This window comes from Dysgonomonas sp. HGC4, assembly GCF_001261715.1.
Classification (GTDB): Bacteria; Bacteroidota; Bacteroidia; order Bacteroidales; family Dysgonomonadaceae; genus Dysgonomonas_A.
Genome location: NZ_CVRU01000020.1, coordinates 14,832 through 36,690, shown reverse-complemented (window position 1 = coordinate 36,690; position 21,859 = coordinate 14,832). Strand labels below are relative to the sequence as shown.

Here is a 21,859-nt window from a genome sequence, read left to right as displayed (position 1 = left end):
TTAAATTAAATAGGTCTGTGACCTCTTAAATTATAAAACAATGAATATTCTTTCATTATTTGTCCTGATTCCGGTTTTGATGTTAATTGCATTTCTTTTTTGCAAAAACATCAAACAAGTAAGAACTGTTGCTGTGATAGGAACGGCTATTGAGTTGATATTTTCGGTAGTTTTCTTATTTATGTTCTTGGGAGCAAGAGAAGCTGACCCTTCAAGTGCCATGTTATTCCAATATGATGTGGTTTGGTTCAAAGCACTCAATATTCATTATGCTGTCGGTGTTGATGGTATATCGGTGTTAATGTTGTTGCTTACTGCTATCATCATGTTTACCGGAGTATTTGCCTCATGGAATATGGATCCACTACCTAAAGATTTCTTTATGTGGCTTACCTTACTTGCAGTAGGAGTATATGGTTTCTTTATTTCGTTAGATATGTTCACTATGTTCTTCTTCTACGAAATAGCCTTGATTCCGATGTACTTATTGATCGGTCTTTGGGGGACAGGAAAAAAAGAATATTCAGCGATGAAACTTACTTTAATGCTGATGGGTGGGTCTGCCTTTCTTCTAGTAGGTATCTTTGGAATTTATTTTAATTCATCGGTCACTGGTGAATATACATTCAATATATTACAGATTGCTCAAAATAGTGCTATTCCGGTAGAAGCTCAACGATGGATATTCCCATTGACATTCTTAGGCTTTGGAGTGCTAGGAGCATTATTTCCATTCCATACTTGGTCTCCTGATGGTCATGCTTCAGCACCTACCGCAGTATCAATGCTTCACGCTGGAGTTTTGATGAAACTGGGAGGATATGGATGTTTCCGTATAGCAATGCATTTATTACCACAAGCAGCAAACGAGCTTTCTTGGATCTTCTTGATCTTAACAGGTATCAGTGTGGTTTATGGAGCGTTTGGAGCAATTGCACAAAATGACTTGAAATATATTAATGCTTATTCTTCTGTTAGTCACTGTGGATTGGTATTGTTTGCTATCCTTATGATGAATAATACGGCAACTACGGGTGCTATTATGCAGATGCTTTCTCACGGATTGATGACAGCTTTATTCTTTGCATTGATCGGTATGATATACGGACGAACACATACTCGTGATATTAGACAATTGGGTGGTTTGATGAAGATCATGCCTTTCCTTTCTGTTTGTTATGTAATTGCAGGTTTGGCTTCATTAGGCTTGCCCGGATTGAGTGGATTCGTTGCTGAAATGACTATATTCGTTGGTTCATTCCAACATCAAGATATGTTCCATAGAGTATTAACAGTAATGGCGTGTTCTTCAATTGTGATAACAGCCGTTTATATACTTAAAGTTGTTGGAAAAATATTATATGGTCCTGTCGTAGACGACCATCATTTGGAACTTACAGATGCAGTTTGGTATGAAAAAGTTGCAGTTGTAGGATTAGTTCTAAGTGTTGCCGGTGTGGGATTATTCCCCGGATGGATCTCCAATTTAATTCATACATGCTTACACTAAACATTTGAAACAATGAAAAGAATCGTAAAATTATTTTTCCTAATTACATTTATATCGGTATCAGCTTTAGCTTCTGCTCAAAGTTTTACTTTAGCTGAATTAGTTGATATGGCTCCAAACGGAGAAGGCTACTTCTCGAATATAGTAACAGCAAAAGGATATACTCTTCAAGAAAATGGAGCGAGTGGTTTATCCAATAATTACACTTATACTCATTCAGGAGATTCGAAAATAACATTGATTACACCTTCTTTTGATAGTGATGTAAGAATGGTTTCTTGGGAGTTTAAAACTGTTGCATCTTATAACGCTTTAAAAAGCGAATTAGCAGCGAGTAAATATAAACTGACAAATACCGAGAGAAGAAACGGAGGCAAATATGTTTCTCTGTTTTATTCGAGACCAGGTATTGAGGTGATATTGACAACTGATAAAACGGTTGATCCTAGTGGTATCTATATCATATCGGTAAAGTACACCAATGCTGCTAAATATATTGTAAAATAAGGTCTGAGACCTATTGTTGATTTTTGTAAAATTCAGAATAACGCCTGATAAAATTGGAAAATATGGTGTAATTGCCATTTTCCTATACTCAAACAAATAAAGATATTGAAGAAATGAATTTGAGCAATTATTTGTTGATGAAGCCTGAATTATCGCTGATCGCGGTATTTCTGTTATTGATCTTTTATGATTTGTTTGCTTCGGACAACGCAAAAAAGTACTATTTTCCTATAGCCTGTTTGCTATTTCTTGTGCATACTGTTTACTGTTTCTTTATAAACAAAGATGTCCTTACGACTTTTGGAGGGATGTATGTTACAGGAGCGGCTCAGATAACAATGAAATGTGTACTGAATATAGGTGTATTCCTTATATTTCTGCAAGCTAACGAATGGTTGAAAAAGCCCGAATCAATATTTAAACGCGGTGAATTCTTCATGCTTACAATACTAACCTTACTGGGTATGTATTTGATGATTTCTTCAGGAAGCTTTATGATATTCTATATAGGTCTTGAGATGGCTTCGTTGCCAGTGGCAGCTTTAGTTGCTTTTGATAAATACAAGAATAACTCAGCTGAAGCAGGAGCTAAATATATCTTTAATGCGATATTCTCATCTGCCATTATGGTGTTTGGTATATCTTTCCTTTATGGGGCATGTGGAACATTGTATTTTGATGATATGTTTCAGAGTATATACTCATCGCCATTGATTATTATGGCTATGATATTTTTCCTTTCAGGTTTGTTCTTCAAAATTTCATTGGTTCCTTTCCATTTATGGGCACCCGATGTTTATCAAGGGGCACCAACCAATGTTACTCTTTATTTGTCGACCATATCAAAAGGTGCAGCGGTATTTGCCCTTATGATTATCTTATACAAAGTATTCCCTGCATTAGCAGGAGTATGGCAGCCTATAATTTGGATTCTTATTTTATTGACGATAACAATAGGTAACCTATTTGCCCTAAGACAAAAGAACTTGAAGCGTTTACTCGCTTTCTCTTCTATATCTCAGGCGGGATATATCATGTTAAGCGTATTCTCAGGATCATCGGCAGGTATGGCTGCAACTATATTCTATGTGTTTGTATATGTTTTCTCTAACTTGGCTGCATTTGGTGTCATTTCAGCAATTGAAAACAAGACAGGCAAAGTGAATATGGATGACTACAACGGTCTTTATCTTACTAATCCTAAATTGGCTTTAGTAATGATGATATCTATGTTCTCTTTAGGAGGTATACCTTTCACTGCAGGATTCTTTAGTAAACTGTTTGTGTTTATGGCTGCTATGGAGTCGGGCAATCCTTGGAACACTGTATTAGTTTTCCTTGCATTGGTAAATACAGTTGTATCTTTGTATTATTATTTGCTTGTTGTAAAAGCGATGTTTATCAATAAGAATAACTCTCCTATTGAAACGTTAAATACAGATAGTTATTTAAAAATCTCATTAGTGGCTTCGGTTGTTGGTATCTTCTGTATTGGAGTAATTAATTGCTTCTACGATTATATTAATACAGTAAGCTTTGGTTTTTAACAATATTTGTTCAAAATAAAACTAATTCGATAAATACTTAGTCTTAACTTTGTATTTATCGAATTAGTCGTTTATACCTCTGGCGATGTCATAAAGAGGTACGACCTTAGATTGTTCTTTAATAGCAGTAAGTATAGTATCTAATATAGCGTTATTCTGTGATAACAGTAAGTTATACTTATCTTACCAAAGTAATAAATGGGTCTTAGACCTTAATCTGCTTTTGATATATGAATTTATTTATTTTACTACAATCAGTAACAACAAATCTGGAACAAGTAGCACCCGCACCCGCTGAAAATTACTTCAGTTTGATACTTAAGGGAGGTTGGGTCATGTTACCTATTGCTATTCTTTCAATTCTGGCTATTTATTATATCATTGAACGAACTTTGATTATAAGGAAAGTTGGAAAATCAGATTCTATCTGGCAGTCACGTATAGTTGAGCTTATTTCTGAAAATAAGATTGAACAAGCGTTGAAATTTTGTTTCGAGAAACCTTATATCTTAGGGAAGGTTATCGCTGCGGGATTAAAAGAAAAAGAAGATACTATTGCCGAAATCGAAGAAACGATGGAAGTAGAAGCTCGCCAACAAGTATCGAAGTTAGAAAATCACATGAATTATTTAGGAATTATTGCTTCTATCGCTCCCATGTTAGGATTCTTGGGGACTATCTTCGGGGTAATTAATATCTTTTATAATATTTCTCAAACAGCCGATTTAGATATTGCGACCATATCAGATGGTTTGTATCAAAAAATGATTTGTTCGGGAGCAGGTCTGTTAGTTGGTATTGTTGCTTATGCAGGATACTATGTTTTAAATGGAAATATAGACAAGATTGTAACTAATCTGGATAGAGATTCAAATGAAGCATTAAGAGCTATCAGATTGTATAAAAAGAACCAGAATGCTATTAGTCTTTTAAAGGACTAAATCTAATTCTGAAAGCAATAAAGAGGTCTTTGACCTTAACAGCCAAAATTATGAAGATTCAACGTCGTAAAAATAGAGCCGCAGAAGTTTATACAGCATCATTGAATGACATTATGTTTTTCTTGCTGTTATTCTTTCTCATCGTTTCGACGATGGTTACTCCTGCTGCCATACGGGTATTACTACCCAACTCGTCGACTGCTGAAAAGGTGGCGACTAAAAAGAATATTAATTTGATTGTAACTTCTGATCTTACTTATTATGTAAATGATAAGCAAGTACCTTTTGAAGCTCTTGAGGGAGAATTATCAACTGTAATAGGAGAACGTCATGAAGATGATGATGTTAATGTCCTTCTGCAAGCAGATCGGGCACTTAACTTACAAGATATAATCAATGTAATTGATATAGGAAATAAACTTCGAGTAAAGATGGTGCTCTTTACTCAAAAGGATTAAGTACAATAAACCGATTGTGGTTTTGCAGTATAGAAAAAAAGGGCTATCATAATAGAAGCTCTTTTTTTTCGTTATATAGCTGATGAGATAAGTATTGTAGAATAGCCTTCTTCAAGTTTTAGGCAAAATTAATTTGAGAGATACTTATTGAGTGATAAACAGGTTTATGATCAAGTAATCTTAAAAACCGAAATAAAGTAAACACTATTCATTGAGACGCTTTTATTGTCTTTTTATTTGTTTGTGCATAACTATTGTTTCTTATGCCCAGTCTGTTACAGGTATTGTCTGTGATAGCTTGCATCGCGAAGCTATTAGTTATGCATCTGTGCGTATGCTCAATGTAAAAGACAGTACTTATATTGTAGGGGCGGTGAGTGCGTCTAATGGGAAGTTTACAATTAATCACTCTAAAGGAGACTATATTATTGATATCTCTTATGTAGGTACAAATAGATATACCCGCAAAATTAGCTTAGAAGGAAAAGAAACCCTTGATTTGGGAACTATATATTTGGGCGAAGCTTCTTATATGTTGGGCGAAGCGATAATAGTTGCCCCTGTACCTGATATTGTTGTGAGGGGAGATACCATAGAATATAATGCCGATGCCTATAGAGTGGGAGAGGATGCTTTACTGTTAGATCTGGTTCGGAAAATGCCGGGAATTGATATTAGCGCAGACGGAAAACTGATGGCTAATGGGAAGATTATCTCCAAGATTCTTATTGATGGTAAAGAGTTCTTTGGTAATGATATCGATTTGGCATTGAAGAATCTTCCTGCTTCGATGATCAATAAATTGCAACTGTTTAAGGAGCAATCTGAGATGTCGAGAGTGACTGGCTTTAATGATGGAAATGCAGAACAAGTTCTAAACTTGACGGTAAAAGAGGCATTGAAGCAAAGTATATTTGGGGAAGGACGATCAGGTTATGGAAGTAATGGTCGATATTCCAATAAATTGAATGCTCACTATATGATGGATGATAATCAGTATTCTTTAATCGGAAATCTTAAAAATATTACAGACGATTTTGAATATAGTGGAGCTTCTAGTCAGTATGATGGTATTACCAAAAATAGCGAGATAGGATTCAACTTTAATGCTTTGAAAAGCGATAAACTTAATGTTGGAGGAAATTTACACTATGAGAATAATGACAATGTCTTTAAAATGGATAGTGATACAAAGACTTTCATCGAAACAGGTAATAGGCTTAGTACCCAATCATCTGAGACTCGAAGTATAAAAAGAGACCTTTCTCTGGGGTTAAATATGAAGTGGAATCCCGATTCGGTAACGACAATTTATGCCCGAATGAATATTAATACGGGAACAAGTGATGATATAAGACGCAATGATAACTTCTCCTATGTACAAGGCATACAAGATACAACTACTGCATGGACAGACTATAAAACAAAAGGAGATACACATAATTTAAACGCATCTATGATATTCGGACGTAAGTTGAATAGTGCGGGACGAAATATTAGCTTTAGCTTGAATGGAGGTATTCGTGGGGGAGCAAGTGCAGGAACTAATTATTCTCCTGTTTTTTACCATGCTTCTAATAAAACAACAATTATAGATCAAGAGCTGTCTATTGATAATACGGGAAATAGCTGGGGTTTTATGGCTGCGTATGTTGAACCGATAACCAAACATAATTCTATTAAGGTCGCCTATTCTTATCGACGTGATTATTCGGATAGAGATAGGCTTACTTTCAGACGTGATGGTGAAGGCGAGTATACGATCGTAGATACTGCTTTTACGAGGCACACTACATCTCAATATACTACTCAGAGAATGAATGTTGGTTTTCAATCGGCAATGAAGAAATATGAATATAATATTGGTTTTAATGTCGATCCTTCTACTTCTACTTCTAAGACGATGATGCAGGATTCTATCATCGAAAATCAGAGGCAAACAGTGGTAAACTTTTCTCCTACTTTCAAGTTTACATATACACCTCAGAATAATGTAACTTTAGATTTTGATTATTATGGTTCTACCGAACAGCCTACCTTAAAGCAGATATCAGCAGATACTATAATACTTGATGCTCTTAATAGAACGTATGGAAATCTCGACTTAAAACCTAGCTTTGATAATACGGTTAGTCTTTATTATCAGAAATCGAATTATGAGAAAGGCTCATTTTTTATGATTACCGGTGGTGGTAATTATATTGTAAATAAAATAGTTGATTATAATACGATTGACGAATTTGGAAATGTTGAAAGCTCATATCGAAATGTCAATGGAAACTGGGGCTTAAATGGAGGTATAATGTTCAATACTCCGTTGAGAAATAAAAAATTTACTGTGGATAATAGCTCCTTTGGTTATTTTGTCCGAAATATAGGATTTTCGAATAGTGTCAAGAGTGTTACTTATAATTTGACAATGAGTGAAACCTTTTCTATAAACTATCGGTCTGATAAGTTTGAGCAGCGTTTACAGGCTAATATCTCGTATAATATAACAAGAAACAACCTTCCTAATCAGGAGGGAATGAATACGGCTAATTATGGTCTGAAATCATCTACGCTACTAAAGCTTCCCAATGATTTTGTTATTCAGAATGAGATGAGTTTTACCTATAATCAAGGGTATGCTGAGAATTTCCGAAAATCGGAGATGCTTTGGAATTTGTCTATTGCCAAGCTTTTCTTGAAGAAGAAACAGGGTACAGCTAAGTTTCAATGCTATGATATTTTGGATGATCGTAATAACCTTATGCGTGTTGTTTCAGGAAATTATATTTCAGATACGAAGACTAATATGATTGGGCAATATTTTATGTTTAGTTTGGGTTATCGATTTAATATAACAAATAAGGCTGCTCGAAATTCTACAGATGCTATGGGTGTAGATGATTATAATTGATCTAGACAAAAAATAAAATAGAGAATATTTCCTAAACGGATGCTGATTGTAGAATCAGCATCCGTTTTTTATGTCTATAATCCTTTGGAAATATCTAATATGTAAAAATAAATACTGTTGTGTGTAAATAAATTTTACACATCTAGATCTGTTGTGAAATGTGTTATTTCTTGATTGTTAGATGATTAATTGTTTTGGCATGGCTTTGGCATTATATATAGTAGAAACGTAAAAAATTAAAACAAATAAATATATAACATTATGAAAGCAACAATTATCACACTAGCAGTAGTAGCATTATTATCAGTAAGCAATTCTTTTGGAAGTAATACAATCTATAAGAGTGTTGAGACTAATGAGCAAGATCGTACTACCACTACTACTGTTTGCCAAGGAGAAAACGAGAAATACTTATCACCAATTAAAAGATATGTTATTGTATCAGATTCCAAGGGTAGCCTCATCGAAAAGAAAATATATGAATGGAATTCGAATAATCGTAGCTGGGTAGCTGTTCAAAAATACAATTACGATTATAATGCTGATGGCAAATTGCTATCTCTTTCTTTTACTCGATGGAATAAGACTACTGATACTTGGGCGGAAGATATACAATATGCGATGTATATAAATGATACAAATGAAGAAAACCTTTCTGTAAATTATTTAGATACTAAACCAGTCACCTCAGAAATACACTTAGCACATTACTCATATTAATCAATCTATCGTATACTGGTTGAGAAATCAGTATACGATTAAAAAAATCAGAACAGACTGTAACCAATCGCTTAGATTATGCGTCTTAAATATAAAGCAAATAACAACAAGATTATGAAAACAACAATTATTACAATACTAGCAGCCTGTTTGTCAATCAGTACTTCTTTTGGAGGCAATACAATACATAAGAATGTAGAAGGTAGTAAAGAAACTGGTACTGTTACAACAACCGTTTATAATGGTACGGATAATAGAGACTTGGTTCCATTTAAACAAACAGTTTTTGAATACAATACAGATAAAAATCTAAAAGAAAGAATCTCTTATAAATGGGATTCAAATACACAACAATGGCTTGTAGTAAGTAAATATAAATACGAATACAATATAAATGGCGAATTAATTAATATTTCATATCTGTCGTGGAATGAATCTTCTAATTCTTGGAACAAAGATGTTCAGTATGCCATGTATATTTATGATAAAAGCAATGAGTCTTCTCCTGTAAAATACTTATCTATAACAGATAGTAAGAATAAAAAATATTAATAGTATAACAATCAAATAATAGCATAATCATGAAAACAATAATAGGTACTTTGGTGGTGGCATTCTTTTTATCAATAAGCAACTCCTTTGCAGGTGATAAATTATACAAGAATGTAATTGAAGATAAAGAGAAGCGTACAGTAACAACTACTGTTTGTAAAGGTGAAAACGATATGAACTTGGTTCCATTGACCGAGTGTGTTCTCCAATACAATGCAGATGGAAGTCTTAAGGAAAGAATTTCTTATAAATGGGAATCTCGTAAAAAAGTATGGGTAGCATATCAAAAGTATATGTATGAATATGATAAGGGAAGCCTTAAAGCTATATCATATGTTGAGTGGAATAAATCGACGAAAGCTTGGGGAAACGATATTCAGTATGTAATGCATGTATATGAGTCGAAAACAGATTTATTGACAGTTGCAAGTAGTTCACAAAAGTAAGAAGTTCAATAAGGTTTATCTAGTTAAAATAAAAAGAGACGTAAATTTACGTCTCTTTTTATTTATTATAGTTTCTTGAATGCCTGATCTAAATCAGCTTTAATGTCTGCAATATTTTCGATTCCGACAGAGATTCGCAATAACCCGGGAATTGCACCTGTTGCGATTTTATCTTTCTCGTCAAGTTGTTCATGAGTTGTTGCTGCCGGATGTATGATCAATGATTTAGCATCTCCCACATTGGCTAGATGACTAATCAGCTCAAGGCTGTTGATCAATTTATCTGCTTGTTCAGCACCACCTTTTACTTTGAAGGATAATACACCTCCAAAACCTTTCTTTAAGTATTTTTTTGCAAGGTCATGGTATTTACTACTCTTCAATCCCGGATAGTTTACATATTCTACTTGTGGATGTTGTTCTAACCATTCGGCAATTGCAAGAGCATTCTCTACATGACGCTCTACACGTAATGAGAGAGTTTCGAGTCCTTGAATGAGTAACCATGAATTCAGTGGGCTGATTGTGTTACCCCAGTCTCTCAGTCCTTCTACACGAGCTCGTATAATGAAGGCGATATTCCCAAATGGGCTATTAGCTCCAAAAGTATCCCAGAATACTAATCCGTGATAACTATCTGATGGTTCTGTGAATTCTGGAAATTTACCATTTCCCCAATTGAATTTTCCACTATCGATAATTACACCACCTAATGAAGTTCCATGTCCACCAATCCATTTAGTAGCACTTTCTACAACAATAGTTGCTCCGTGTTCCAATGGACGGAATAGATATCCACCTGCACCGAAAGTATTATCTACAATAAGAGGAATGTTGTGTTTATCTGCAACCGCAGCTATTGCTTCAAAATCAGGAATGTTTAAATCAGGATTCCCAATTGTTTCAAGATAAATAGCTTTGGTACTATTGTCTATCAATTTCTCAAACTCTTCAGGAGTATCATTTGGTGTAAATTTAACCTCTACGCCTAAACGTTTGAATTGGTTTTTGAATTGATTATATGTACCACCATAGAGATGTGAAGTCGAAATGAAATTATCTCCGGCTGAAACAATATTATTGAGAGCTATAAATTGAGCCGATTGACCTGATGAAGTTGCCAAAGCAGCTATACCTCCTTCTAAAGCAGCTATACGTTTTTCGAAAACATCAGTTGTTGGATTCATTAAACGGGTATAGATATTTCCGAATTTTCTCAATCCGAATAAATCTGCACCATCTTGTGCATCTTCAAATACATACGAACTTGTTTGATAAATGGGTACTGCACGCGAATGAGTTGTTGGGTCTACCTCTTGTCCGGCATGTACTTGGAGTGTTTCAAATTTATAGGTGCTCATAAATGATATGGTTAAATGGGTTATGAAAAATAGAGAGCTACTTTTACATAGCTCTCGGGTATAATATAGTACACTTTATTATTTGCAATCATAAGGTCACAGACCTTTTTCTTATAAGGGATATTCTTCAAAAGAATAAAGAACAGTCGATAAATAACGTTCTCCTGTATCAGGAAGTATTACTACTATGTTCTTACCTTTATTTTCTGGGCGTTTTGCCAATTCAGCAGCAGCATATATTGCTGCACCTGATGAGATACCAACTAATAAACCTTCTTCGCGAGCTAGAAGTCTGCTGGTAAGTATAGCATCATCGTTCTTTACTTGAATGATTTCATCAACTACCGATGCATCATAAGTTTTAGGGATAAAGCCAGCACCTATTCCTTGTATTTTGTGAGGACCTGGTTTACCGCCTGATAATACAGGTGAATCGGTTGGCTCTACGGCAACAATCTGTATTTTAGGATTGCGTTGCTTCAAAACTTCGCCTACTCCGCTTACAGTTCCACCAGTTCCCACACCGGCAACAAAAATATCTACTTGTCCATCGGTATCTCTCCAAATTTCTTCAGCAGTAGTTTTACGATGTATAGCAGGATTGGCCGGATTCTCGAATTGTTGAAGTATAACTCCGTTAGGAGTACTTTCTTTCAACTCTACAGCCTTTGCAATAGCTCCTTTCATTCCATCAGGTCCGGGAGTTAAAACAATATTTGCGCCAAGAGCTTTCAATAGGTTTCGGCGTTCAATACTCATCGTTTCAGGCATTGTAAGAGTCAGTTTGTATCCTTTTGCAGCTGCTACAAAAGCCAAACCTATTCCTGTGTTTCCACTGGTTGGCTCAATAATAACACTATCAGCTTTTAATATTCCTTTTTCTTCGGCATCTGTAATCATTGCAAAAGCAATACGATCTTTTACACTTGATGCGGGATTAAAATATTCTAACTTTGCAATGATTTTTGCATCGATATTGTGATTTTTTTCGTAATTTGATAGTTCCAATAAAGGTGTGTTACCAATTAGGTCGGTAAGTTTTTTTGCTATTTTAGTCATGACCAATATATTTTTTTGTTTTATTATTAATTGATACAAAATTACGTGCTTCAAACCATAAATAAAATACCATAAATGGGGTATTTTTGCAGAGTATTTATATAAGCGAAAGATACAAAATAATACTAAGTTTTTAATGCTACATTATCAGCAATTATAGTAGCAGATTACACTTAATATTAGTCAAAATTAAAAAAAGGTTTCATACCTTAAAAAATTAAGGAAGATTATTGCTTTTCAGGTCAACAAAATTGATCACTGAGGTGTTCCTTATCAAGCATAAGTTTTATTTATTATATCATATACGCAATTTATGGAAATATCTCAATTGTACGAAATATTTAAACAATATCCGTCAATAACTACCGATACACGCAATTGTGCAGAGAATTCTATTTTCTTTGCTTTGAAAGGTTCCAATTTCAATGGAAATTTATATGCTAAAAAGGCTTTAGAGTTAGGTTGCAAATATGCAATTGTAGATGAAGCCGAGTTTGCCGACGATTCTCAAAATATATTTTTAGTAGATGATTGTTTGACTACATTGCAGAAGCTGGCAAGTTTTCATCGTAGTAAATTATCTATTCCTGTAATTGGGGTGACCGGGACTAATGGTAAAACTACATCTAAGGAGTTGATAACAGCAGTGCTTTCTCAAGAGTTTAATGTATTATCAACTCATGGTAATCTCAATAATCATATTGGGGTACCTCTAACTCTCTTGAAGATGACTAAAGCTCATGAAATAGCGGTTATCGAAATGGGAGCTAATCACGTGGGTGAAATAAAAACATTGGTAGAAATAGCCAGACCGAACTATGGTCTTATCACTAATGTTGGTCGTGCACATATCGAAGGGTTCGGCTCATTTGAAAATATTATAAAAGCGAAAGGCGAGCTTTATGATTTCCTGAGAGAACAAAAAAATAGTAAAATATTTATAGATAATGATAATCCATACTTAAAGAATATATCTGAGGGGATAGCTACGATAAGTTATGGTAACGACGATTCTCTTTTCGTTTGTGGAAGGGCTGTTGCAAATGACCCCTATCTAAGCTTTGTGTGGAAATTCTCGAAGAATGATCATATTGTAAAAACGAATTTAATAGGTGAATATAATCTTTCGAATGCATTGGCTGCTGTTGCTATTGGTAAGTATTTCGGCGTGAAAACGGCAAAAATATGCAAGGCTATTGAAGAATATGTTCCAAATAATAATCGTTCACAATTAAAAAAGACCGAAAAAAATACATTAATCATAGATGCCTATAATGCAAATCCTACCAGTATGGGTGCTGCTTTACAGAATTTTACAAAAATGGATGTTCCTAACAAGACTCTTATTTTGGGAGATATGAGGGAGCTTGGTAATGATAGTGCAGCAGAGCATCAAAAGATTGTTGATTTTATAGCTTCAAATTCTATTGATAATGCTTTTTTTGTAGGAGATCATTTTAGTAAGACAAATACAACTTACCCCTGTTTTGCTACATTAGATGATTTTACAAAGTTCTTAAAAGACAATCCGATAGAAGATCGCTTTATTTTAATTAAAGGGTCAAGGGGGCTTCAACTAGAAAAATGTGTAGATTTGTTGTAATTTTTGAATAATTTAAACTGTTCGTTACTTGGTTTAGTTATAGTGGATTAATATAATTATTTAACTTTCCTAAGTAATATAAATGGGTCTATGACCTTAAATTCCTGATATGAAGAAGTTTTTAGTTCTTAGTATTCTTGCTGTTTCTATTTTATTACCATCTCAATTATTCGCTTGGGGAATGACTGGGCATAGAGTCGTGGCTCAAATTGCCGATCAGAATATTAAATCGAGTACACGCAAAAAGATTAACCAGTTGCTAAATAATATGCCAGTTGCATATTGGGCAAATTGGCCTGATTTTATCAAATCGGATAAAACAGGAGAGTATGATCATACCCATACTTGGCACTACGTGAATGCTCCGGGTAATTTGTCAAAAGAAGATTTTGTGGCTTATATCAAAAATATTCAACAAGATAATATTTACAAAGAGATTCCTAAGTTGGAGCAGATTATAGCCGATAATGTTTCGTCTGTTGAGCAAAAAAGAGTTGCACTCTATTTCTTGGTACACCTTATGGGGGATGCACATCAGCCCATGCACGTAGGTCGTGAAGAGGATCTGGGAGGTAATCGTATTTCGGTATTGTGGTTTAGTGATAAAAGCAACCTACATTCTGTTTGGGATGGTAAGTTGATTGATTATATGAAATATAGCTATACAGAATATGCTAATCTGTTGAATACTATATCTAAAGAGAAGAAGAAGACTTTGGAGGCTGGAACATTAGAGGATTGGTTGTATGAATCTCATTGCCTGGCAAATGAGATTTATTCGTCAGTAAATAATGAGGATAGATTGTCTTACGACTACGCTTATAAATATACAGATGTTGTAGAATTACAATTGCAGCGAGGCGGTTTGCGATTGGCAGCTATTTTAGATCAGATATTTCGATAAAGAAATAATCATTATAAACGAATTAAATATCGACAGTATTCTCATAGAATGAGAAGATTGTCGATATTTTGTTGTATCTTTGCAGCCTCAAAAAATAGGTATGCAAAATATTAGAAATATCGCGATCATCGCACACGTTGACCATGGCAAGACTACAACGGTAGATAAATTATTACTTGCCGGGCAGCTTTTCAGGGACAATCAGACTGCGGGTGAATTAATTCTAGACAATAACGACTTGGAGCGAGAAAGGGGAATAACTATCCTTTCTAAAAACGTTTCGATAAATTATAAGGGAACAAAAATCAACATTATTGATACTCCGGGTCACGCTGACTTTGGAGGAGAAGTAGAACGAGTACTAAACATGGCCGATGGCTGTTTATTGTTGGTTGATGCCTTTGAAGGTCCAATGCCTCAAACTCGATTTGTACTTCAAAAAGCAATCGAAATAGGTTTGAAGCCTATTGTTGTAATAAACAAAGTAGATAAACCCAACTGTCGTCCTGATGAAGTGCACGAAATGGTTTTCGATCTAATGTTTAGCCTAGATGCTACAGAAGAGCAACTTGATTTTCCTACAATCTACGGTTCAGCTAAAAACGGTTGGATGTCGAATGACTGGAAAACACCAGCAACAGACTTTACTGCGTTGCTTGATGCTATTGTTGAGCATATTCCTGCTCCTGAAATTTTACAGGGAACACCTCAGATGTTGATTACATCACTTGATTATTCAAAATATGTAGGTCGTATTGCTATCGGACGTGTACATCGCGGCGAAATAAAAGAAAACATGGATGTTTCTTTATGTAAGCGTGATGGAACGATTGTAAAATCTAAAATCAAAGAATTGAATGTCTTTGAAGGTTTAGGTAGAGCTAAGGTTTCGTCTGTGCAATGTGGTGATATCTGTGCATTGATTGGTATAGAAGGTTTCGAAATTGGTGATTCTATTGCAGATATTACTAATCCTGAACCTCTTGAGCCTATTGATATCGATGAGCCAACAATGTCTATGTTGTTTACAATTAATGACTCTCCATTCTTTGGAAAAGACGGTAAATTCGTTACATCTCGTCATATATATGAGCGATTGATGAAAGAATTGGACAAGAATCTTGCTTTACGTGTAGAGCCTACCGAAACAACGGATTCTTGGATTGTTTTTGGTCGTGGAGTATTACACTTATCAGTATTGATCGAAACAATGCGTCGTGAAGGATATGAGCTTCAGGTTGGACAACCTAAGGTTATTATCAAAGAGATTGATGGTGTGAAATGCGAACCGATTGAACAACTTACAATAAATCTTCCTGAGGAATATTCAAGTAAGATTATTGACCTTGTAACTCGTCGTCGTGGTGAGTTGACAATGATGGAATCGAAAAACGAAAGAGTATTCTTAGAATTCACAATACCTTCGAGAGGAATTATCGGTATCAGTAATGCTGCTTTGACCCTTTCTGCAGGAGAAGCTGTTATTGCTCACCGTTTCTTAGAATTCCAACCTTGGAAAGGGGATATTGAAAAACGTCAAAATGGTTCTATTATTGCAAGTGAATCGGGTAATGCTTTTGCTTATGCTTTAGATAAACTACAAGATAGAGGACGTTTCTTCATCGAATCTCAAACCGATATTTATATGGGTCAGATCGTAGGAGAACATTCAAAAGAAGGAGACTTAGTTGTTAACTTGACTAAATCAAAGAAACTTACCAACGTGCGTGCTTCCGGAACTGATGATAAAGCAAAGCTTGTGCCTGCTATTATCTTTAGTCTAGAAGAGTCTTTGGAATATATTAAAGAAGATGAATATGTAGAGGTTACGCCTTCTGCAACTCGTTTGCGTAAGATATATTTGGATGAGAACGAACGTAAACGTTTCACTAAGAAATAAGAAGATTTACATTCTAATATATTAAAAGCCTCTGAGATAATTTATTTCAGAGGTTTTTTAGTTCTTGGTGCAACATATCTGATAGCTAAAAGCTAATATCAAAGCTATACAATGTAGTGTTATTGTATAAGAGGTTTGCATAAATATAAAAAGGGTCTGAGAATAATAATCTCAGACCCTTTTCTGTATTGTAATGAATGGTATGAACCTTTACTTCTTATCTGTTTTACCACCTCCAGAGTTGCCTGTTGGACGTGCGATAGAGTCACGCATGTCTGTGTCAGCTTGGATGTTTTGCATTTTGTAATAGTCCATTACTCCTAAATTTCCACTGCGAAGGGCTTCTGCCATTGCAATAGGTATTTGAGCTTCTGCTTCTATTACTTTTGCGCGAGCTTCCTGAGCTTTTGCTTTCATCTCTTGCTCTAGAGCAACAGCCATTGAACGACGTTCTTCGGCTCTTGCTTGTGCAATGTTTTTATCTGCTTGAGCTTGGTCTATTTGAAGTACTGCACCAATATTCTTACCTATGTCGATATCTGCGATGTCAATAGATAGGATTTCGAATGCAGTTCCTGCATCCAGACCTTTCTTCAAAACAAGTTTTGAAATAGAATCAGGATTTTCTAGTACAGATTTGTGACTTTCGGATGAACCGATAGATGATACTATACCTTCGCCTACACGAGCTAAGATTGTTTCTTCACCTGCACCACCAACTAGCTGTTTAATGTTGGCACGCACCGTTACACGGGCTTTAGCGATCAGCTGGATACCATCCTTAGCAACCGCAGTTACAGGAGGGGTATCAATTACTTTTGGGTTTACCGACATTTGTACTGCTTGCAATACATCACGTCCGGCAAGGTCAATAGCTGTTGCCATTTGAAATGTTAAGTCGATATTTGCTTTAGATGCAGATACCAATGCATGTACTACCTTCTCGACGTGTCCACCTGCTAGAAAGTGGGCTTCTAGTTCGTCACGAGTAATATTTCTAAGACCTGCTTTATGAGCTTCGATCATAGCATATACGATGGTGCGTGGCGGTACTCTACGTAATCTCATCAGAAATAACTGGACGAGTGATATACGTACGCCTGCCGATAGGGCATTGATCCATAAAAAGAATGGAACGTAGTAGAAAAAGATGAGTAGAAGCACGAATGCTGCTAATGCAATTGTAACTACGAGAAATGGCATAATTATAAAATTATTAGTTAATACTTGTTTGATTTTCTAATTGAGGTACAGATTGTACCATTACACTTGATTTTTCTATTTTTACGATTTGCACGTTTTCTCCTTCATCAATAAATTCGCCCGTAATAGATTTTACTTCTACGATATATTGATTGTCGAACTCGGCTTTCCCAATCGGGTTGAGACGGGATAAAGTAATACCAGTCTGTCCTATGGTGAGTTGTAAAATTTCTGTTTGATCTACAGTTGCATCAATGTCCGTTTTTAGTGCGATATGATTCAGGGCATTTGATTTGAGTATAAATAAAAAGGCAGCGATGGAGATTATAATGTTTGCTGCAATGGTTATATATCCCGCAGTCTCATTTATATAATAGAATGCATAGGCAATGCTGCCAATAAGCATAAGTCCTCCTGCAATGCCTGCTATTGTTATTCCCGGTAATAGAAAAACTTCTGCTGCTAAAAGACCGACACCTAGTATAATCAAAAAAACGATGATGATAATTTCGACTGTCATATATTAATATTAGTTTTAAATGCGTTTTAGGGTTTCAAACATTTTTGTTTCTGAACGGTCTAAAAAAACAAAGATGGTTAAAACTGCCCGAGATAATAAATATGTTACACTGCCTGATTGGATTTTACCGTAAGGCTTTGATCTCTTCATTGCGAGCCTTGATATCTAAATCCTGAACTTCTTTGTAAAGCAGAGATTGTCTATTTTCCAGATTCTGAATTACGCTGGCTAAAGTTGAACGTTGATTGCCTGATACATTTATATATTCAGTTCTTTTATCCTCTAAGTCCTTTTCAGTTGCTTCTAATGCTTTTCTTTTCTCATTAGCTTCAAAGTAAAGGTTTCGTGCAGTAGAACTTTTGAAATCTGTATATGCATTATAAGTGTATCTATCGTCAATTACAAATGTAAAGTCTGAGACTTTCTTCTCAACTACTGTATTTTCTTTTCTAGCTGTGGCAATGAGACTTGAGTAGTTCTTACCTGGTCTCCAGGTACTTTTGATAGATGCTATTTTTGCTCTGTTTTCTTTGTATATCTCATCATCACTTTCCACTAGCGTCACTTCTTCGTTGGGGATAAAAGTATAGACACATACTCTTCCTTCGGGTTGAAAGCGATCTGTTGCAAACCATCCTATGCCTTTTTCTTCATCGAATACATAAAGGTAATCATTTGCTGTTGAGTTAAAAGGCATATTTAGTAATTCGGGTGTTAGATAAGTATCATTATTCAGATTGTATCTGGTTACATAAATATCATATCCTCCTAAACCCTTTTCGTCTTGTCCAGCAAAGTAAATTGTAGAACCATCAGTTAAGACGAAAGGATAATTAGTGTTACCCGTAAGACCTAAGTTGTTATTTGATATTTTCTTTTCGTTGCCATATCCATTTAGGAGTTTATCCATCGAAAAAAGACTCATCTTATTATTGGTTGGTTGCCCAAAATAGATTTTTGAGCCTTTTCCATTTATATAAACTGTAGATTCTATTCTTCTGTCTGCATCAAAAATATCATTAAAAGCAGCTAGTGAACCTGCATCTGATGATAATTTATAAGCCGAAAGGAAAGCATCTTTACTTACAATCAAACTATCGATAATTTGGATGTCTTCAGTTCTGGATATTGCCCTCTGTAGTTTATCTAAATATTGGTTACGAGTGCCTAGAGTTGTTTCCTTTTCTTTCGGTCTGACTTTTGCATATCGCTCATATTGTTGTTGAGCTTCACTAACTCTATATTGTTTGATGTAGATATCACCCAGATATAAATACGATTCCGGTAAATTGCGCTTAGCGGCAATCAGTAGGTATTCTTCGGCTTGTTTGATGTTTCCACCTGTTTCAAAGATACATACACCTAACCAAAGATTGAGTGACGGATCGGTCGGTTTGCTGCTGTGCTCTCTTTCAAATACAGGTAAAGCTTTAGCAAAGTCGTTATTTTTATAGTCAAGTTTTGCCTGAGCCAAATCTTTAGTAGTTTGAGCATTTAAAGCGAAGCATAGGCAAAGTGATATTATCAGGCTGATATATTTCATATGATATACCGTTGGTAAAATATTAATTAATCAAAGATAAAAATAATCTCGGAATGGTCTCTACTTTAACCCTTGTTTTAATCGCTCTTTAGGCCGGAATCGGCTTATTTGATACATTAAAATTTCGTTTTTCATTAAAAGTACTGTAAATTTATACCATTCAAAAAAATAGTAGAACACTGATCTCTTAATATAATAACCATGAATAAAAAAACGATCTTCTTTTTATTAACCCTTTTTCTAATGAGCCCTTTGGTGATCAATGGGCAGGCAAAACACACCTTTGAAATTAAAGATGGAAATTTTGTCTATGATGGAAAACCGATTCAGATTCATTCGGGAGAGATGCATTATGCAAGAATACCGCATCAGTATTGGAGACATAGACTTCAGATGTTGAAAGCAATGGGGTTAAATGCTGTTGCCACTTACGTCTTTTGGAATGCTCATGAACCTCAACCCGGTCAATGGGATTTCGAGGGAGATAATAATTTGGCAGAATATATAAAAATAGCAGGAGAAGAAGGTTTGATGGTGATCTTACGTCCGGGTCCTTATGTTTGTGCAGAGTGGGAGTTTGGAGGTTATCCTTGGTGGCTTCAAAATGTGGAAGGAATGGAAATCAGACGAGACAATCCTCAATTTTTGAAATATACAGAGATTTATATCAATAGATTGTTTAAAGAGGTTGGCCATCTTCAAATAACTAAAGGGGGTCCGATCATTATGGTTCAGGCTGAAAATGAGTTTGGCTCTTATGTGGCTCAACGTAAAGATATTTCATTAGAGGAGCATCGTGCTTATAATGCAAAGATTGTGGCTCAGTTGAAAACAGCAGGATCAGAAGTACCCTTCTTTACATCCGATGGTAGTTGGTTGTTCGAAGGAGGTTCTACTCCCGGAGCTTTACCTACGGCTAACGGAGAGAGCAATATTGCTAACCTGAAGAAGGTGGTTGATAAGTATAACGGAGGACAAGGTCCGTATATGGTAGCCGAATTTTATCCCGGATGGTTAGCTCATTGGGCTGAGCCTCATCCTAAAGTGGATGCGTCTAAAGTTGCAAGACAGACTGAGGAGTACTTAAAGAATGATGTGTCTATCAATTATTATATGGCTCACGGTGGTACCAATTTTGGTTTTACAAGTGGAGCTAACTATGATAAGAATCACGATATTCAACCCGATTTAACAAGTTATGATTATGATGCACCAATAAGTGAAGCAGGTTGGGTAACACCTAAGTTTGATTCTCTTAAGAATGTAATTAAGAAATATGCAAAATACGATATTCCGGAAGCTCCAAAGCAAATACCATTGATTGAGATTCCTTCTATCAAACTGACTAAAGTGGCTGATGCTTTAAATTTTGCAATGAAGCAGGAGAAAGTTGAAAGTCAAAAGCCATTGACTTTTGAACAATTGAACCAAGGTTACGGATATGTTCTTTATTCGAGACATTTTAATCAACCAATTAGTGGAACATTAGAAATTACAGGGTTACGTGATTATGCTATTGTATATGTGAACGGCGAAAAAGTAGGTGAGTTGAATCGCTATTATAAGAACTATTCAATGGAAATTGATATTCCGTTTAACTCTTCTCTGGAAATATTGGTCGAAAATATGGGACGTATCAATTATGGAGCAGAGATTGTTCATAACAATAAAGGTATAATAAGCCCTGTTCAGATCAATGGAATGGATATTGAGGGAGATTGGGAAATGTATAAACTTCCGATGAGCGAAGCTCCTACAATGGCAAAGATTGGAAAGTCGGAAGCTTTAGATAATCTTCAAGATACTAATAGCAAATTGAATGCTAAGCTAGCAGGCAGACCTGTTATTTATGAAGGTACTTTTAATTTAGCTGAAACTGGCGATACTTTTATTGATATGTCTGCTTGGGGTAAAGGTATCATCTTTATCAACGGTAAAAATATTGGAAGATATTGGAATGTTGGTCCACAACAAACTTTATATATACCCGGAGTTTGGTTGAAAAAAGGAGGAAACAATATTGTGATCTTCGAGCAGCAAAATGATGAATTGAAGAAAGAAGTAAAGACAGTCAAGATTCCAATCTTGCACGACTTGAAAGCTAAATAAATTCAATTGATAAGAGATAAAACAGAAAATAGAGTATATCAGACTAAAGATATTACTCTATTTTTTATTTTTTT

Annotated in this window: 18 protein-coding genes; 13 read left to right on the top strand and 5 right to left on the bottom strand. The window is 35.2% G+C overall.

What is annotated here, in order from left to right:
* The first annotated feature begins 40 nt into the window (after positions 1-40).
* The 9 genes from HGC4_RS02045 to HGC4_RS02005 all read left to right on the top strand — a co-directional run bounded on the left by HGC4_RS02045 (position 41) and on the right by HGC4_RS02005 (position 9,583).
* On the top strand, positions 41-1,510 hold the full coding sequence (locus HGC4_RS02045) for a complex I subunit 4 family protein (protein ID WP_050708450.1): 1,470 nt from the start codon (positions 41-43) through the stop codon (positions 1,508-1,510).
* A gap of 12 nt (positions 1,511-1,522) precedes the next feature.
* Positions 1,523-2,017: a hypothetical protein gene (locus HGC4_RS02040; protein ID WP_050708449.1), complete on the top strand. Its 495-nt coding sequence runs from the start codon at positions 1,523-1,525 to the stop codon at positions 2,015-2,017.
* Between the two features lie 113 nt (positions 2,018-2,130).
* Positions 2,131-3,564 carry an NADH-quinone oxidoreductase subunit N gene (locus HGC4_RS02035; RefSeq protein ID WP_050708448.1) on the top strand — a complete coding sequence of 478 codons (1,434 nt, stop codon included), beginning with the start codon at positions 2,131-2,133 and terminating at the stop codon, positions 3,562-3,564.
* Between the two features lie 230 nt (positions 3,565-3,794).
* Positions 3,795-4,505: a MotA/TolQ/ExbB proton channel family protein gene (locus HGC4_RS02030; RefSeq protein ID WP_050708447.1), complete on the top strand. Its 711-nt coding sequence runs from the start codon at positions 3,795-3,797 to the stop codon at positions 4,503-4,505.
* A gap of 50 nt (positions 4,506-4,555) precedes the next feature.
* Positions 4,556-4,963, top strand: a complete 408-nt coding sequence (locus HGC4_RS02025; protein ID WP_050708446.1) for an ExbD/TolR family protein — start codon at positions 4,556-4,558, stop codon at positions 4,961-4,963.
* Positions 4,964-5,204: 241 nt separating this feature from the next.
* Positions 5,205-7,865, top strand: coding sequence for an outer membrane beta-barrel protein (locus tag HGC4_RS02020; RefSeq protein ID WP_185099938.1), 2,661 nt, complete (start codon positions 5,205-5,207; stop codon positions 7,863-7,865).
* A 261-nt stretch (positions 7,866-8,126) separates the two neighbouring features.
* Entirely contained in the window at positions 8,127-8,585 is a 459-nt protein-coding gene (locus tag HGC4_RS02015) for a DUF3836 domain-containing protein (protein WP_050708444.1), read from the top strand.
* 114 nt (positions 8,586-8,699) lie between these two features.
* The gene (locus HGC4_RS02010; protein ID WP_157258070.1) at positions 8,700-9,137 is read left to right on the top strand and encodes a DUF3836 domain-containing protein; all 438 of its coding nucleotides are present in this window, start codon (positions 8,700-8,702) and stop codon (positions 9,135-9,137) included.
* Between the two features lie 29 nt (positions 9,138-9,166).
* Complete coding sequence (locus tag HGC4_RS02005; RefSeq protein ID WP_050708442.1) at positions 9,167-9,583, top strand: DUF3836 domain-containing protein; 417 nt, start codon at positions 9,167-9,169, stop codon at positions 9,581-9,583.
* 65 nt (positions 9,584-9,648) lie between these two features.
* Here HGC4_RS02005 and HGC4_RS02000 read toward each other — a convergent pair whose 3' ends face one another.
* A complete protein-coding gene (locus tag HGC4_RS02000) occupies positions 9,649-10,944 on the bottom strand; it encodes an O-acetylhomoserine aminocarboxypropyltransferase/cysteine synthase family protein (protein WP_050708441.1) in 1,296 nt (431 codons plus the stop codon).
* 111 nt (positions 10,945-11,055) lie between these two features.
* Positions 11,056-12,003, bottom strand: coding sequence for a cysteine synthase A (gene cysK, locus HGC4_RS01995; RefSeq protein ID WP_050708440.1), 948 nt, complete (start codon positions 12,001-12,003; stop codon positions 11,056-11,058).
* A 313-nt stretch (positions 12,004-12,316) separates the two neighbouring features.
* Here cysK and murF point away from each other — a divergent pair, with 313 nt between their 5' ends.
* From murF to typA, 3 genes are all read left to right on the top strand, one after another.
* Positions 12,317-13,606 carry a UDP-N-acetylmuramoyl-tripeptide--D-alanyl-D-alanine ligase gene (murF, locus tag HGC4_RS01990; protein ID WP_050708439.1) on the top strand — a complete coding sequence of 430 codons (1,290 nt, stop codon included), beginning with the start codon at positions 12,317-12,319 and terminating at the stop codon, positions 13,604-13,606.
* 109 nt (positions 13,607-13,715) lie between these two features.
* Entirely contained in the window at positions 13,716-14,510 is a 795-nt protein-coding gene (locus tag HGC4_RS01985; RefSeq protein ID WP_050708438.1) for a S1/P1 nuclease, read from the top strand.
* A 100-nt stretch (positions 14,511-14,610) separates the two neighbouring features.
* Positions 14,611-16,410 carry a translational GTPase TypA gene (typA, locus tag HGC4_RS01980; RefSeq protein ID WP_050708437.1) on the top strand — a complete coding sequence of 600 codons (1,800 nt, stop codon included), beginning with the start codon at positions 14,611-14,613 and terminating at the stop codon, positions 16,408-16,410.
* Positions 16,411-16,620: 210 nt separating this feature from the next.
* Here typA and floA read toward each other — a convergent pair whose 3' ends face one another.
* The 3 genes from floA to HGC4_RS01965 form a co-directional block, all read right to left on the bottom strand.
* Positions 16,621-17,613: a flotillin-like protein FloA gene (gene floA, locus HGC4_RS01975; protein WP_082204041.1), complete on the bottom strand. Its 993-nt coding sequence runs from the start codon at positions 17,611-17,613 to the stop codon at positions 16,621-16,623.
* A gap of 13 nt (positions 17,614-17,626) precedes the next feature.
* Positions 17,627-18,133 (bottom strand): NfeD family protein, encoded by a 507-nt coding sequence (locus HGC4_RS01970; RefSeq protein ID WP_050708435.1) that lies wholly within the window; start codon positions 18,131-18,133, stop codon positions 17,627-17,629.
* Between the two features lie 124 nt (positions 18,134-18,257).
* Positions 18,258-19,676: a tetratricopeptide repeat protein gene (locus HGC4_RS01965; RefSeq protein WP_050708434.1), complete on the bottom strand. Its 1,419-nt coding sequence runs from the start codon at positions 19,674-19,676 to the stop codon at positions 18,258-18,260.
* A gap of 201 nt (positions 19,677-19,877) precedes the next feature.
* Between HGC4_RS01965 and HGC4_RS01960 the strand changes: the two genes are divergently transcribed.
* A complete protein-coding gene (locus HGC4_RS01960; protein ID WP_050708433.1) occupies positions 19,878-21,785 on the top strand; it encodes a glycoside hydrolase family 35 protein in 1,908 nt (635 codons plus the stop codon).
* Positions 21,786-21,859 lie beyond the last annotated feature (74 nt).